Consider the following 15,118-nt stretch of genomic DNA (forward strand, 5'->3'; position numbering starts at 1 on the left):
GTTGTGTTAGATAACTTAGGAAGGTATGAACAAGCGATCGCATCCTACGATCAAGCTTTAGAAATTAAACCCGATGACCATGAAGCTTGGAACAACCGAGGGAGTGCGTTAGGTCATTTAGGAAGGTATGAACAAGCGATCGCATCCTTTGATCAAGCTTTAGAAATTAAACCCGATTACCATTATGCTTGGAACAACCGAGGGAGTGCGTTAGGTCATTTAGGAAGGTATGAAGAAGCGATCGCATCCTACGATCGAGCTTTAGAAATTAAACCCGATTACCATGAAGCTTGGTACAACCGAGGGGCGGACATTTGTTCTCTGAGCAAAAATCGCATTTCTACTCCTAGTCTAGAAGCTCTCATTTATCGTAAACCGATAGTAGCCCTTAATGACCGAGAACCCCATCTTTTCGGCCTCCGGGAGGCACTTCCCCACCTCGTTCAAGGATCGCCTCCGTGGGGGCAAATTTATCGCTATCTAGGGGGAGCTTATCTGGAACATTCCCGATATAAAGAGAAAGCTAGTCCCTATTGTCGCGACGCAATCCGACATTATCAAATCGCTTTACCGATTCTCACCGAAAAAGACTTCCCCGAAGATCATTTAAAAATTCTGCAAGGATTGATCCGCGCTCATCTTTCCTTACAGGAAATCACTCAAGCGCGATTCTATCAACAACAGGGACGCGACCTTTTCACCCGACTACGCGCCCAGAAAGGCGATAAACCCGCTTTTGAGGCCAAATTCAGCAGTTTTAGTCACCTAGAAATCGATTTACTGATCGAGGAAAATCATCCCCTAGACGCAATTGAACAGGCAGAATTTTATAAAAATCGTTGCTTGACTTGGATTCTCGATAATTGGCAAGAAAACCCCACCAGTCCCGATTATGCCACTATCCAAAGCCTGACAAGTCCGGATAAGGCGATTATTTACTGGTATCTCAGCGAGGACAATCTCACCACCTTTATTATCACCGCAGACGCTGATCCCGTAATTCTGGAAAGAGAGCAACGTTATCAACAGGCGCGACAGTTTCGGACTTGGTTAACCGAATGGGATAAACAATACCGCGACTATGCTAGTAAAAAAGAAACGGAGAATAAACAAAATCACCCTTGGAGATTGTCACTTAATGACCGTTTTGCCCAATTAAAGCGGATTTTACAGATCGATAAAATTCTCGCACATTTGCCGGTTTCCGTTAATTCCCTCATTCTCATCCCCCACCGGGATCTGCACCGCTTCCCCCTACATACCCTCTTCCCCGAAAAATACACCGCCACCTATCTCCCCTCTGCTCAGGTCGGTTTGCGTCCCCAGTCCGGCGATTTCTCCTATTCTCCCCTCCTCAGTGTCGAAGACCCCAAAACGGAGCAAAAACCCATGGATTTCGCCCAACTGGAATCGGCGATTATTAGCCATATCCTGCAACCGAGCGCGAGAATTAGCCCGAAAAAGGCCTCACGGGAAAATGTCCGCAAAGCCCTCGAAAATGCCTATAAAACCTTCCATTTCACCGGTCACGGCTTTTATGACTCTTTTCGCCCCCAAGCCTCTGCGATCGCCCTTAGCGATGGTTTATTGACTGTCCGGGATATCAACGGACTGAACCTCTCTAGTTACCGTCTCGTCTGTCTGGCTGCCTGTGAAACTGCTCTCACCGGTAAGGATGGCATTACCACCGAATACGTCGGCCTCGTCAGTGCTTTCTTGGCAGCCGGTGCGACTAATGTGGTCAGTACCCTCTGGCCGGTGAAGGAGATTTCTAGCGCTTGGTTTATGATTAACTTCTATCAAAGATTATTAGCGGGTGAATCCCCGGCTCTAGCTCTGAAAAATACACAAAATTGGTTAAAAAACATCACTTGGCAGCAACTAGCTGACTGGATCGAGCAACTTCGGCTACTTCCCTCCCTAATGGAAGGGGTCGATCGACTGGAGGTGAGGGCGGCGAATACTTTGAAGGAAGGCAGTACAATAGGGCTAGATCAACTAACAGAATATAGCGATCCTTACCATTGGGCAGCCTATACCCTGACTGGACAGGACTAAACTTATGGAAATTCCCAAAACAATTATCGATCTTGAAGCGCTGCTAATCGCCCTCGCACAGCAGACTGAACCCTTGCCAGAATATCTACAGCGATCGCTCGAAGCAATTAGACGATTACTAAGGGAAGAACAACCCCAGGCAGCAACACAATTGCGGCAACTTGTCAAGGGTTATCCTCCCCTAGAAAAAGCTTATAAAAAAGCGATCGAAGAATTAGACGCAGCCTATGCTAACCAAGAACGCACCAAAAGTTTAAGCGTCATTTTTCCCGATAGTTTAGATTTCGAGACCATATTTATTAATGATGTTATTCCTAGCCAAGATTGGGTAAAAACTGCCCAAAAATTAGCCCGATTCCCCCTTGATAGGGGGGGTGCTACTTCTTCTCGATTTTGGGATAAAGCCGATCGCCTGATGGTGGTGACGGTGGGAGGTGCGGCCCTAGGGGGAGCGATTGCGGGAGTTTACGGCGCGTTTATTGGTGCGATATTAGCGGCGGGCTGCGGATGGTATATTACCTTTAGAAAAACAAAATCAGCATAAATTTTTGATGAAGATTGTTAACATTGAAAACTTTCTTTTGTTAATCGGAACCTTGGTCATTACCGCAAGCGTGGCACTGGTTACAAAAAAACAGCCAAGACGGGGAAACAATAAATCTTATCTAGAAATTCTTTTCGTTTCTGGGTTGAGTTTATCGGCTGTATTGGCAATGTCTAAGGTGGTCTATAAAGTGTTAACCGATGAAAATTTTCAGAATTGCCTTGGCTCGGATAGTCAAATCCTTCTTTTGTTAGCGGCTCTTCTCGGTATCTATATTTCTATTAAAGAGATTTGGAAATTATTTGAAGCGAACTAATAGGAATACCAGCTTTATCCATATCCAAAAGTTATACTAAATTCTGTTGAGAAGGTGTAGAATGGGGGCGTTGGGTTTCATGCTTCAATCCAACCTATGTTCTATAAACATTATCAGTAAACCCCAAAAAAAAGGAAGCTAAATCATGAAAATTACTATCGATATTCCCGATGAATTGCTTCAACATTACAACTACAATAATCTTCCCCGTGAAATTTTAGAGGCTTTGGTGGTGCAGGCCTACCGATCGGAAAAAATCACCAGTGCCGAGGTCGGACGTATTTTAGGTCTATCTTCTCGTTGGGTGGTGGATGCTTTTTTAAAAAACCATGATACCGATTTACATTACGATGAAGTCGATCTAGAGAGCGATCGCAAGACTCTTCAGCAACTTCGCAACAAACACGATCATAGTCTTTTATGATAGTCGTTTCTGATACCTCACCTATCAACTATTTACTGCTCATTGACCAGATCGACCTATTCCCCCGCTTATTTGGACAGATTATCATTCCCGATGTGGTTCGCGGTGAAATGCTTGATGCAGATGCACCGGCCATTCTTCAGCAATGGATTGTTAAAAAACTAAACGAACCTTCAGTCCGATCGCAATTAACCCCAAAGAAGTCAAAAATCCCCCTTCAGAACCTCGTGACACTAATAACTAATAACTGAATAAAACTACATTCCCATAATTTCGTAACCGGAATCTACATAAATAATCTGTCCGGTAATACCACTGGAAAGATCACTGGCTAAAAAAGCGGCCGTATTTCCCACCTCAATTTGTGTCACCGTGCGATGTAAAGGCGCGATTTCTTCCACATGATGGATCATATCAAGAATTCCCCCCACGGCCGAAGATGCTAAGGTGCGAATTGGACCGGCAGAAATACCGTTAACTCGGATCTTTTGGCCACCTAATTCCGCGGCTAAATAGCGAACACTCATTTCTAAACCAGCTTTTGCTACCCCCATTAAATTATAGTTAGGAATTACTTTTACACCGCCGAGATAGGTAAGAGTGATAATACTTCCCCCTTCCGTCATCAAAGGTTTAGCCGATCGCGCTAGACGGGTTAGGGAAAAAGTGCTAATATCTAGGGACTTAGTGAAAGCTTCCCGAGGAATGGCGGTAAAATCGCCCGTTAAACCCTCTTTATCGGCAAAAGCGAGACAGTGAATCAAAATATCCAGTTTACCCCATTTTTCCGCCACTGTAGCGAAAGTATCTTCTACCTGTTGGTCATTTTGGACATCGCAGGGGACATAAAAAGCGGGATTAAGTTCATCGGCCAATTCTCGCACTTTTTTCTCAAAGCGGCCTTTTTCGTCGGGGAGATAGGTGACACCGATATTTGCACCAGCTTGATGGAGTTGTTGGGCAATTCCCCAAGCGATCGAGCGATTATTGGCAATTCCTGTCACTAGGGCGTTTTTTCCCGTTAAATCTAACATAGTTCTCGTTTCTCTTACAAAAATCTCCCCAATAGCCGACCCCAGCGAGATTCGGTATAATAGGGATACAGATAAGGGGGCAGCAATGATCACCCCTTCCCCATTGTCTGGCAAAAAGCGCCCAAAACTTTTCCCAGTTTAGGCAGCGGTTATGTTTAATAGAGGTGACACTCGTTGCATAATAAAAACAATTTTCCCCTTTTTTGGATGTGAGATGGACTTATCATTAATACAAGATAAACCCCTAGCAGATGTGTTCCGTCGAATCGGCAGCGGCAATTTCCCCCCGGTGGTGGAATTGTTCGAGCGTGGCAAAACTATCTTTTTCCCGGGAGATCCGGCCGAAAGAGTCTATTTTTTGCTTAAAGGAGCGGTTAAGTTATCGCGAGTCTATGAAGCGGGAGAAGAAATTACCGTGGCTCTACTGCGGGAAAATAGCGTCTTTGGTGTGCTATCCTTACTCACTGGTCAGCGATCGGATCGTTTTTATCATGCCGTGGCTTTTACTCCGGTAGAATTACTCTCGGCCCCGATCGAGCAGGTAGAAAGGTCCCTCCGCAATAATCCCGATTTATCAATGTTGATGTTGCAGGGGTTGTCCTCGCGGATTCTGCAAACGGAAATGATGATCGAAACCTTGGCTCACCGGGATATGGGTTCACGTTTGGTCAGTTTTTTATTAATTCTCTGTCGTGATTTTGGGGTTCCCACCACCGATGGCATCCGGGTTGATCTAAAATTGTCTCACCAAGCGATCGCAGAAGCGATCGGTTCTACCCGCGTCACTGTCACCCGTTTATTGGGAGAGCTGCGGGATCAAGAAATGGTCTCAATTTACAAGAAGAAAATTACTGTCCATAATCCCGTCGCTCTCAGTCAACAATTTACTTAAATTCTGGATGACTAGCGCTTATATTTTAGTTTTGGCCATCGTGGTTTTAGGTGGTCTGATAGCGGCGGTTGGCGATCGCATAGGGAGTCGTATCGGTAAGAAAAGGATGCGTTTATTTAATCTGCGTCCGAAACAAACCGCAACTTTAATGACGATTGTAACGGGAATTTTGATCGCCGGTTCGACTTTAATTGTCTTGTTTGCTTCTAGTAAATCCCTGCGTCAAGGGGTTTTTGAACTGGATCGTCTTTTAAATGAACGTCGTGCCGCTATTAAGGATTTGGAAAGTCAGGTAAGAAAAACCACCGAACAAAAAAATCAGGTGGAAAAGGCTTTAAAAACGGCTAAAAGTGAACAGATAGCTGTGCAGAAACGTCTAGAGGTTCTTAACAAAAATTATCAAGCTTCTCGTCAACGTTTGCGATTAGTTTCGGGACAGTTGGAAAAGTTTCGTAAGGAAGTGGCTAATTTAAACAATGAACGAGTCATTTTAACTAATCAAAAGGCACAGTTAACCAGTCAACGGGAGCAATTGTTCCAACAAAAATCAATTCTTTCTAGTCAGATAAATCAACTACAAACCACCGTTCAAGTTAGAGATAAAGAGTTGGCTAATCAACAAAAGTTATTAACAGCTAGACAAGCGCGACTTCAACAGTTAGAGACTCAACAAAAAACCCTACAGCTAGAAATTGATCGCCGGGATCAACGTATTGGAGAACTCGATCGTTCGATTGTGGATAAAAATTTAGCTTTGGAACAGCGTGAGGGAAAATTAAAAGATTTAGAAACCCAAATGGCTTTTCTTAAGCGGGAAGTGGAAGTTTTAGAACAATACTATCAAACCTATCAAGAATTGCGGGAAAAACAAATCGCTATTTTCCGGGGACAGGTATTATCTTTTGGAGCTTTTCGTATTGTTGATCCCCAAGCTATTGTCGCTGTTATTGATAAGTTATTGCGAGAAGCGAATATAAATGCTATCCGTGCTACCCAACCGAATCAGCCTAATTTTGACCAGCGTTTAATTAAGATCACAAAAGCACAGGTAGAACAGTTAAGTCAACAATTACAGGACGGTAAAGAATATGTGGTGAGAATCCTTTCAGCAGGTAATTATGTCTTAGGAGAAAGCGAGATTCGTGTCTTTGCTGATGTGGTTCCCAATCAAAGAGTTTTTGAGGAGAAACAGGTAATCGCTGCCGTTTCTATCGATCCCCAAAATATGACAGAAGAAGACCTACAAAAGCGCTTAGATTTACTTTTAGCTTCGGCTCAATTTCGCGCTAGAAGTGCGGGAGTTTTAGGGTCAATTCAAGTGGAAGATGGGTTATTAACTACGGTAGTTAACTTTATTGGTCAAGTCAAAAAGTCGGGTAATTCTATCGAGACACTTGAGGCAATTGCTGCTAGTAAAACGAATACATCTGGACCTTTAACTTTGCGTTTAGTAGCGGTAAAAGATGGTAAAATTGTTTTTAGTACGTCTTCTTAAAAGATAGCTAAAGTTAGGAGTTGAGATTAAAATCAATTCCTTCGTAAATATCGGCAAGATTTAAGCTAATTCCTAAGGAATCCAGAGAGATAATTCCCCTAGCTGGGATGTATTCTTATCACCTCGATCATAACTGGAGGTGGAAGGTGATAAAACTTCGATAATTAGACAGGGATTTAAAATTTCATCGTTGCGATTATCACTAAATAATGGTTCCCCCGCAATGATCATTAAATCTGGGTATAAACCGCGATTATACTGGGGTATCCATAGTCGCAAATCACTGGGAAAGACTTCATAAATAGTTTTCCTTAAAGCATTGTCTAACAAGCGAATTAAATTGCGTACCAGTCGATTATGATTGATGCTTCCCCCCGTCATCTCGATAATTTCCCCGTCGTGATATTCGTGTTTAGTTTCTGCGCTAGTTTCTAAATTACGATATTCTTCTAAGCTGAGGGTTTTGGTAGGAGATCGAGTTAGCATTTTCTCTGTCACAGAATTTTTAATCCTCCTGATTATAACCTAGATCATAGAAAAAAGGTTATCATTCATAAATTATTCCTCAATTAAAATCAATTCCTTCGTAAATATCGGCAAGATTTAAGCTAATTCCTAAGGAATCCAGAGAGATAATTCCCCTAGCTGGGATGTATTCTAACGAAATTTATCACCTCGATCATAACTGGAGGTGGAAGGGGATAAAACTTCGATAATTAGACAGGGATTTAAAATTTCATCGTTGCGATTATCACTAAATAATGGTTCCCCAGCAATGATCATTAAATCTGGGTATAAACCGCGATTATACTGGGGTATCCATAGACGTAGATCGCTAGATTGAAGACGATAATTAGTTCCTCTTAAAGCTAATTTTAGCAGGACAATCAGATTAATGAGAATACTATTATGATTGATGCTTCCCCCTGTCATCTCGATAATTTCCCCGTCGTGATATTCGTGTTTAACCTCGGCTATAGTTTCTAAATTACGATATTCTTCTAAGCTGAGAGTTTTGGGGGGAGATTGAGTCAACATTTTTCTAGATTAGAGCTTCTTTTATTTAATCATAACACAATTAATGCTACCTATTTAATGCTAATTCCCCTTGCAGAAAATCAATAAATTGTCTAGCAGTTCTTCCCGATCGCCCATTATGTTGGGTTGCCCATTGTTTGGCACGAAATTCTAAGTCTTCTAAGCTAATTTTTAATTTAGCTAAACCTGCTAAATGACGCACTATTTTTAAATATTTTTCTTGATTAGCAGGTTCAAAAGTTAGGGTTAAACCAAAGCGATCACTAAAGGATAATTTTTCTTGTACTGTGTCCCAATTATGCACTTCATCCCCATCTTTTGGTCGGGGTCGATCGGCAAAAAACTCTCTGACTAAATGTCGGCGATTAGAAGTGGCATAAACTACGACATTTTTCGGTCTAGCGGTGATGCTTCCCTCTAAAACAACTTTTAAAGCTTTAAAAGCTTCATCGTCTTCTTCAAAGGATAAATCATCGACAAAGATAATAAATTTTTGTGGCAAATCTCGCAGGATTTCAATAATTAATGGTAGGTCTTTTAATTGCGATTTTGCCACTTCAATTAAGCGCAATCCCTGACTATGATATTTTTGCAATAATCCCTTGACTAAAGAGGATTTTCCTGAACCACGGCTGCCATAGAGTAAGACATTTAAAGCGGGATAACCTGCCAATAAAAACTCAGTGTTTTTAATCAAGGTTTCCTTAGGCATTTCATAACCGACTATTTCTTGAATCTGTACGGGATCGGGATGAGTAATTCCTTGTAATCTGCCTTCTTGCCACCTTAAAGCTTGATAACGGGCAAAAATTCCTGTACCACATTCGCGATAATAATCGGCTAAATCTTCGACTAATTCCGTCCAATCTGAACTGGAATGCAGGAAACTTTCTAATTTATTGTCCACTTCCCAAGCGGGGAAAATTAGAAATTTAATTTGTTCAAAAACTGTCGAACTGCTTAGGCTATAAATGCTAGAGTTATAAAGAGAATGGAGGATAGATAAATCCTGTTTAACGCCATCAATTAAAGATTCGGGTAACTCCCAAACACTTTTTTTCTGTACCTGTTGACTAAAGGGATTATCATCTAATAAAATTTGTTCGACTAGAAAATCATTCCAACTGATATTTTTAGATGCTAAAGCTTGAAAACATTGACCATAAGCTTTGAGAAAATCGGCAACATTATCCGTAGATAATAGGGTAATAAATGCCTGGCCAATAGCATTATCAAAAACCCCTTGATACAAAACTAACAAGCTGACTTTTTTGTAAATTTCAGAGTTCATTTTTAATTCTCCATTAATAACTAACTAATCCGATTTAATAATTGCCGCCTTGTAGCCGAGGGAATGCCAATCAGTTATCATTCTATCAAGATAGGGCGATATCTGCAAGATTAAGCTTAAAAAGGGAAAAATGCCTACCGACTAATTCCGGGGATTTCTTGAATTGATTCTCAGTTATCTTCATGGTGAGGTGCAAAGTTTTCGTTTTGGGGAGACGGTCGATGATACCCTGTCAGGTTACACATCATCTTGAGGAGAAACGCTATATTTGATAAAATTTAACCAATCTTGGATTTCCTGTCCTAACCAGAGACATTCATCCTCGCGGAGATTCTGACCGATAAGATAATAATTTTTAGCCGTCCGCAGACGAATCTGATAGTTACCTTCTGTGCCGTTGCTATGGAGAAAAATACCCCATAAATCTTGAGTTTTAAAAGCAAATTTTTTGTAGATAAAATTGAAGACTTTATATTTAATTAAAACTTCTTGAGGGGTAAGAATTAATTGCATCTCCCGCAAACAAATAAAATCAATTAGAGCTATAATAAAGGTAAGAATCGGGGAGATAAAAACAGTGACAGTAAGGACAATCGCCAAAGACCAGAGGGTAGCTGCATCGGAAGGTAGCTTAATTTTTGGGGGTAAATTAATCTCTAAATTATCCCGGTGTTTAGCAATACGGATGGAACTGTGGGGAGGTTTTGGTAATTTCTTAGGATCGACTAAACTTGATGCTTGGCGATAGTAGGGATGTTGGAGAAATTTCAGAGCTTCTCTGGCACTTTTAAACCGCTTTTCTACCGCTATATCGGTTATAGTTTCTAACCAATCGCTTAAATCATCATCGATTGTCACCAGTTGGCGAAATTGAATTTTAGAGTTGCGGTGGGGCAATTCTATGGGGACAATTCCCGTCAATAAATGAATTAAAGTCATACCTAAGGCATATAAATCAGAACTGGGAACTGCCCGGCCCCAAAATTGTTCTAGGGGTGCATAACCACTCGTCCCCACCACAGTAAAAGTAACTCCTGTTACTGCACCGCGGGACTGGACTGCCCCAAAATCTACTAAATAAACGTTATTTTCTGAGTTAATAATTAAATTACTAGGTTTAATATCTCGATGTAATACTGGGGGCGATAATTCGTGCAAATAAATGAGAATTTCGAGAACTTCTTGGGCAATAGTCCGAATTACCGTAGCGGTGAAACGTTGCCCCCTTTCTAAGCGATCGCTTAGGGATTCTCCTGGTATATAATCTTGTACAAGCACAAACCAAGGAATCCCGTCACCTTGATTTTTATCGAGGGAAAAATAATCGCGATAGCGGGGAATACGGGGATGATGGAGAGAAGCTAAGACGGCTGCCTCCCGTTCAAATAATTTTAATTCTTCCCACTCCATCTGGGGACTAAAAGCGAGGAGTTTAATAATTACTGATTCTTGGGATAATACATCGATAGCTAACCAAGTTTGACGACCGATAGCGGTATTGCCTAGGCGTTGTTGCAGTTGGTAACGTTCAGCTAAAAGAGAATCAGAAGTAAAGGTCATAGTGGCTTTTCCCTTATTTAGACCGGTTTTTTGTCAGGAAAACTGCTGTCTGGTACTAATTAATATCGATTTGTTTTTTGGCTGTCCAACAAAGGGCGATTCCTTTTTCTTTATAGGAAGATTCTCCGACAAAGATAGGATATAATTCAGATTCCCCACGATGGATAATTTCCTGACCATCAAATCCTAGAAAAATCGGTTGATTAGGTTGAATTGCCTGATAATCTCGTTGAAGAATCTCAGGATGTAACATGGCTTTAATTTCACCCTGTTCATCCCTAGGATAATCGATCGAGCCTAAACGTTGGTAAACTATTAGGGATTCGCTGAAAGTATCGAGATGGGCTGCCAGATAATTTTCCTGTTCGATATAGTCTAGGATTTGATAGATAAGTGTTTCGGTTTGACGAAAAAGATAGGGACAGATGATACCATGGTCAATTGGACCGATTTCTAGGGTAAAAGCTAGGGGACAAATTCCTTTCAGAAAATGATTTTCTTCCTCGCTGACGGGATGATAAATTAAGCGCACCTCAGGATTAATTTTAGTCAGATAGGTAAAGAGTTTTAATAGCCAAGGATGGGGGTTAGAATAAATAATCGCCAGCATCATGTTAGATGTGGTGCTGTGAATATCTATTAATAAATCGATGGATTTTTCTCGGATTTCTTTGACTATTTTTTTAGCTCGTTTTTGTTCGTATTGCTGACAATCGGGATTAACTAAATCTTTTTGGTTAAAACAACGATTTAAATCCGTATCGATATATCTAACCCGTTGCTTTAGGGCTAAGGGATTAGCGATGAGACTGTAGGATTGAAAACTGCTGCGAGCAATAAGATTAGGTGAGTTTTGCAGATATTCAACCAAATAAGCGGGAGTTAGTTCATTGCCATGCACACCTGCAATTAAAGCCAGATTTTTAATAGTAGTTTTCTGCTCGATCATTTTTTATAAGTTTTGAGAAGTTGTAATTATTTATCTAGGTCAACATTGCCCTAGATAAATAACAATTATAAGTCTTAAAAAAGGGGAGTCAGGAGGGGCAGGTTGGGTGCGTCTCACATTTGCAGAAATACCAACAATCAGCAATTATCAGTGACTCTTAAATTGGTACAAAAATATGAACAATCGCCTGTAAGCATCTCACAGTTAAGCTAATGCGCGGGGGGTTTGGGGGGTAGAACCCCCCAAAAGCTTGGATTGATTGATAAAATCGGAAGTAATACCCAATTTTAGCAGAGAGTTTCCCTTTAAAAATCCCAGCTTAGTAGATTTACAAAAATGAGATGCACCAAGCAGGTTTACCAACCCACCCCTATAACTGATTTAGAAAAACCAACCGTAGGAATGAAGGCCTTTACCTAAAAGATTCACCCCCAAATAACATACCCAAACCACAACAAAACCACTGGCCGCTAGAATAGCTGGTTTTCTGCCCTGCCATCCCCGGGTAATGCGCGCATGGAGATAAGCGGCAAACACTAACCAAGTGATTAGCGCCCAAGTTTCTTTCGGATCCCAACTCCAATAGGAACCCCAAGCTTCATTCGCCCAAACTGCCCCGGCGATGATACCGATAGTGAGAAGGGGAAAACCGAGACCAATGACGCGATAACTGATATTATCGAGGGTTTCCGCCAAGCTAAGACGTTGGGGCGAAAGAGTCGTCATCGCTGTTAAGGTGGGAGTTAAAAGGGCGGTTGGGCCACCGTTAGCCGTTTCCAGGAAAATTGGGGCAGAAAGAGTGGTAGATAACTTATTTTGGAGACGATAGGCTCCCGTACCCACGGAACTGCCTTTTAACTCGATATTTTGACCTCTAGTGACGATCAGAAAAGCGATCGCCATCAGGGAACCCACCATCAAAGCAGCATAACTTAACATCATGACGCTAACGTGCATCATCAACCAATTCGATTTTAAAGCCGGAACCAAGGGTGCCGAAGTTTGCATTTCCCCGGGTAAGGACAAAGTGGCAAAAGCGGTAATCACCATGGCTACAGGAGTCGTCACCACCCCCACCAGGCGACTGCGGCTAGTGTACTCAGCAATTAAATGAACGGCAGTTACACCCCAAGCGAGAAAGAATAAAGATTCGTAAAGATTGCTAATGGGGAAATAACCCGCTTCTAACCAGCGCGCCCCCAATAAAGCGGCGATACAGAGGTTAGCGATGGCCACTCCCGTGCTGCCTAAGCCAGGTAACAAAGGTATGGTAGGAAAGGCTGCCCCGGCCCAATAAACCAGCATGGTTAAAAACAGGACTAAAAAAGAAGTGTTATCGAGAAAGTTCTCTAAGCTAACTAAATTCATGGGATTTCTCTCGTTTGTCGCTCGCTCGCTACCAAGTATTCCATCCTCTATCCTATCCCATCGGTAAGGCGATCGAGACAGGGAATTGTTAGCATGGACTTTGCATTTTCACTCTCACCCACCCTAAAAATTATGGCTAATCAAGAAGATAATAAATTTTCCTGGTCGCGTTTGCCTCTGTTCGGCAAAATCCTGATCATTTGTTCTGGTGTTGCCGCTTTAGGCTATTTTTTTATCCCTCGTCCCTCAGAATTGTCCAATATTCCCCTCGAACCCTACAGCGAATTTATCAGTAAAGTGGAACGGGGCGACATCAGTAAGGTCAGAATTGGCAATCAAGTCATCTTTTATCAATTAAAAAATCCTTTAGAATCCCTGCCTATTCCGGGTAATCCCCCCGTTAATCCCCCAGAATCAAGTAATCCCTTTCACGGTGATTCTAGTTCTCTGGGCAGCAAAACAAGCAGTAATCTAGTCTCCGGACGAGTTTTTGCCACGATTCCAGTCGATAACCCCCAATTACCCCAACTATTACAGCAAAAAGGCGTAATCTTCGAGGCGATTCCCGTGGCCGCAAACAGTTGGATCACCACTCTCCTCGCTTGGGTGGTTCCTCCCTTAATTTTAGTCGCCGCCATGCAGTTTCTGTTCTATCGCAACGATGACACCCGTAAATCGCTGCTTTTTAATAAAAATCTCGCTAAAGTTTACGGAGACGACGAAAAATATCCGATTACCTTCAGTGATGTGGCCGGGGCCGAGGAAGCAAAAACCGAGTTAAAGGAAATTGTCGAATTTCTCAAGGATGCCGAGCGCTTTAATAAAATTGGGGCGCGTATTCCTAAAGGTGTTCTCTTAGTCGGACCGCCGGGGACGGGAAAAACCCTCTTAGCAAAAGCGGTCGCGGGAGAAGCGGGAGTCACTTTTTTTAGCATTTCGGCCTCGGAATTCGTGGAGTTATTTGTCGGTACTGGGGCAGCCCGGGTGCGGGATCTATTTGCCCAAGCGAAGAAAAATGCCCCTAGCATCATTTTTATTGATGAATTGGACGCGATCGGTAAATCGAGAAGTTCGGGATCGGGAACTAGCGGCAGCAATGATGAGCGCGAGCAGACTTTAAACCAACTTTTGACAGAAATGGACGGTTTTAGCCCCAAAGAAGCCGTCGTCATCGTTTTAGCCGCCACCAATCGCCCAGAGACTCTTGATGCCGCTTTATTGCGTCCGGGGCGCTTTGATCGCCAAGTTCTGGTGGATCGTCCCGATTTAGCGGGAAGATGGGCAATTTTGCAAATATACGCCGAACGAGTCCAGATGGGTGAAGATGTTAACCTCAAAGCGATCGCCACCCAAACGCCCGGTTTTGCCGGGGCCGATTTAGCCAATCTCGTCAATGAGGCTGCTCTCTTGGCTGCCCGTAATAATCGGGAAAAAGTCAGTCAAATTGATTTTAAAGAGGCGATAGAAAGAGTTATCGCCGGTTTAGAAAAGAAAAGTCGGGTTTTATCGGAAAAAGAAAAGAAAATCGTCGCTTATCACGAAGTTGGCCATGCTTTAGTCGGTGCAGTTATGCCGGGAGGTGGTCGGGTGGAGAAAATTTCCATCGTTCCCCGGGGTTTATCCGCTTTGGGTTATACCCTGAAAATTCCCACGGAAGACCGTTTTTTGATGACAGAAACCGAATTTAAAGAACAAATTACTATGTTATTGGGCGGTCGGGCAGCCGAAGAATTAATCTTTGACAGTGTGACTAATGGCGCTTCCGATGATTTACAAAGGGCGACGGATATTGCTGAAAGAATGGTGACAATGTATGGTATGAGTAAATCCCTCGGCCCCCTAGCCTACGATAAAACAGGACAGGCTAATTTTTTAGGTAATAATCAGGGTAGTCCCAGGCGTTCGATCGGGGAAAATACGGCCAAAGCGATCGATGAAGAAGTTAAACAAATTATCGACGCTAGTTACCAAAAAGCCCTAGCAATTCTCAGTCACAACCGCAATTTATTAGAGTCGATTACCGCTAATCTTTTGACCACCGAAGTAATCGAAGGAGAAGAATTGCAAGAATTCTTAAATCAAGCGCAAATGGTCTGATCAATCCTCGTAAATAGGGTCTGCTGAAAAAGTTTTTCGGTGGGGGTAGGAG

13 protein-coding genes and 2 pseudogenes are annotated in these 15,118 nt (G+C 42.4%); 8 read left to right on the forward strand and 7 right to left on the reverse strand.

Going from position 1 to position 15,118, the window contains the following annotated elements; genetic code table 11:
• From BGL89_RS11510 to BGL89_RS11530, 5 genes are all read left to right on the forward strand, one after another.
• On the forward strand, positions 1 to 2,058 hold a 2,058-nt coding region (locus BGL89_RS11510), incomplete at its 5' end, for a CHAT domain-containing protein (RefSeq protein WP_286825819.1).
• Between the two features lie 4 nt (positions 2,059 to 2,062).
• Entirely contained in the window at positions 2,063 to 2,602 is a 540-nt protein-coding gene (locus BGL89_RS11515; RefSeq protein ID WP_286825820.1) for a hypothetical protein, read from the forward strand.
• 7 nt (positions 2,603 to 2,609) lie between these two features.
• A complete protein-coding gene (locus BGL89_RS11520; protein WP_286825821.1) occupies positions 2,610 to 2,918 on the forward strand; it encodes a hypothetical protein in 309 nt (102 codons plus the stop codon).
• 145 nt (positions 2,919 to 3,063) lie between these two features.
• A complete protein-coding gene (locus BGL89_RS11525) occupies positions 3,064 to 3,342 on the forward strand; it encodes a UPF0175 family protein (RefSeq protein WP_286825822.1) in 279 nt (92 codons plus the stop codon).
• Positions 3,339 to 3,593: a PIN domain-containing protein gene (locus BGL89_RS11530; RefSeq protein WP_286825823.1), complete on the forward strand. Its 255-nt coding sequence runs from the start codon at positions 3,339 to 3,341 to the stop codon at positions 3,591 to 3,593. The genes BGL89_RS11525 and BGL89_RS11530 overlap by 4 nt, the downstream gene beginning before the upstream one ends.
• A 6-nt stretch (positions 3,594 to 3,599) precedes the next feature.
• Here BGL89_RS11530 and fabI read toward each other — a convergent pair whose 3' ends face one another.
• Positions 3,600 to 4,376: an enoyl-ACP reductase FabI gene (fabI, locus tag BGL89_RS11535; protein ID WP_002740281.1), complete on the reverse strand. Its 777-nt coding sequence runs from the start codon at positions 4,374 to 4,376 to the stop codon at positions 3,600 to 3,602.
• A gap of 214 nt (positions 4,377 to 4,590) precedes the next feature.
• Between fabI and ntcA the strand changes: the two genes are divergently transcribed.
• Both ntcA and BGL89_RS11545 read left to right on the forward strand, forming a co-directional pair.
• On the forward strand, positions 4,591 to 5,268 hold the full coding sequence (ntcA, locus tag BGL89_RS11540) for a global nitrogen regulator NtcA (protein ID WP_002750097.1): 678 nt from the start codon (positions 4,591 to 4,593) through the stop codon (positions 5,266 to 5,268).
• Positions 5,269 to 5,275: 7 nt separating this feature from the next.
• The gene (locus BGL89_RS11545; RefSeq protein WP_286825824.1) at positions 5,276 to 6,763 is read left to right on the forward strand and encodes a DUF3084 domain-containing protein; all 1,488 of its coding nucleotides are present in this window, start codon (positions 5,276 to 5,278) and stop codon (positions 6,761 to 6,763) included.
• 13 nt (positions 6,764 to 6,776) lie between these two features.
• On the opposite strand, the pseudogene BGL89_RS11550 reads toward BGL89_RS11545, so the two are convergent.
• The 6 genes and pseudogenes from BGL89_RS11550 to ccsB all read right to left on the reverse strand — a co-directional run bounded on the left by BGL89_RS11550 (position 6,777) and on the right by ccsB (position 12,969).
• A pseudogene (locus tag BGL89_RS11550) lies at positions 6,777 to 7,249 on the reverse strand (Uma2 family endonuclease).
• Positions 7,250 to 7,328: 79 nt separating this feature from the next.
• A pseudogene (locus BGL89_RS11555) lies at positions 7,329 to 7,801 on the reverse strand (Uma2 family endonuclease).
• A gap of 46 nt (positions 7,802 to 7,847) precedes the next feature.
• Entirely contained in the window at positions 7,848 to 9,092 is a 1,245-nt protein-coding gene (locus tag BGL89_RS11560) for an ATP-binding protein (RefSeq protein WP_286825825.1), read from the reverse strand.
• Between the two features lie 237 nt (positions 9,093 to 9,329).
• A complete protein-coding gene (locus BGL89_RS11565; protein ID WP_286825826.1) occupies positions 9,330 to 10,652 on the reverse strand; it encodes a serine/threonine protein kinase in 1,323 nt (440 codons plus the stop codon).
• Positions 10,653 to 10,707: 55 nt separating this feature from the next.
• Entirely contained in the window at positions 10,708 to 11,601 is an 894-nt protein-coding gene (locus tag BGL89_RS11570; protein WP_286825827.1) for an aspartoacylase, read from the reverse strand.
• A 381-nt stretch (positions 11,602 to 11,982) separates the two neighbouring features.
• Entirely contained in the window at positions 11,983 to 12,969 is a 987-nt protein-coding gene (ccsB, locus tag BGL89_RS11575) for a c-type cytochrome biogenesis protein CcsB (protein ID WP_286825828.1), read from the reverse strand.
• 132 nt (positions 12,970 to 13,101) lie between these two features.
• On the opposite strand from ccsB, the gene ftsH reads away from it, so the two are divergent.
• Positions 13,102 to 15,066 (forward strand): ATP-dependent zinc metalloprotease FtsH, encoded by a 1,965-nt coding sequence (gene ftsH / locus BGL89_RS11580; protein ID WP_286825829.1) that lies wholly within the window; start codon positions 13,102 to 13,104, stop codon positions 15,064 to 15,066.
• Positions 15,067 to 15,118 lie beyond the last annotated feature (52 nt).

It is taken from the genome of Microcystis sp. LSC13-02 (assembly GCA_002282935.1).
GTDB lineage: Bacteria > Cyanobacteriota > Cyanobacteriia > Cyanobacteriales > Microcystaceae > Microcystis.

What these genes read in the sequence shown, in the direction of transcription:
- ccsB (WP_286825828.1), bottom strand. Translation starts at nt 12,969, where the DNA reads ATGAATTTAGTTAGCTTAGAGAACTTTCTCGATAACACTTCTTTTTTA.
- BGL89_RS11520 (WP_286825821.1), top strand. Translation starts at nt 2,610, where the DNA reads ATGAAGATTGTTAACATTGAAAACTTTCTTTTGTTAATCGGAACCTTG.
- fabI (WP_002740281.1), bottom strand. Translation starts at nt 4,376, where the DNA reads ATGTTAGATTTAACGGGAAAAAACGCCCTAGTGACAGGAATTGCCAAT.
- BGL89_RS11530 (WP_286825823.1), top strand. Translation starts at nt 3,339, where the DNA reads ATGATAGTCGTTTCTGATACCTCACCTATCAACTATTTACTGCTCATT.
- BGL89_RS11525 (WP_286825822.1), top strand. Translation starts at nt 3,064, where the DNA reads ATGAAAATTACTATCGATATTCCCGATGAATTGCTTCAACATTACAAC.
- BGL89_RS11565 (WP_286825826.1), bottom strand. Translation starts at nt 10,652, where the DNA reads ATGACCTTTACTTCTGATTCTCTTTTAGCTGAACGTTACCAACTGCAA.
- BGL89_RS11560 (WP_286825825.1), bottom strand. Translation starts at nt 9,092, where the DNA reads ATGAACTCTGAAATTTACAAAAAAGTCAGCTTGTTAGTTTTGTATCAA.
- BGL89_RS11545 (WP_286825824.1), top strand. Translation starts at nt 5,276, where the DNA reads ATGACTAGCGCTTATATTTTAGTTTTGGCCATCGTGGTTTTAGGTGGT.
- ntcA (WP_002750097.1), top strand. Translation starts at nt 4,591, where the DNA reads ATGGACTTATCATTAATACAAGATAAACCCCTAGCAGATGTGTTCCGT.
- ftsH (WP_286825829.1), top strand. Translation starts at nt 13,102, where the DNA reads ATGGCTAATCAAGAAGATAATAAATTTTCCTGGTCGCGTTTGCCTCTG.
- BGL89_RS11570 (WP_286825827.1), bottom strand. Translation starts at nt 11,601, where the DNA reads ATGATCGAGCAGAAAACTACTATTAAAAATCTGGCTTTAATTGCAGGT.
- BGL89_RS11515 (WP_286825820.1), top strand. Translation starts at nt 2,063, where the DNA reads ATGGAAATTCCCAAAACAATTATCGATCTTGAAGCGCTGCTAATCGCC.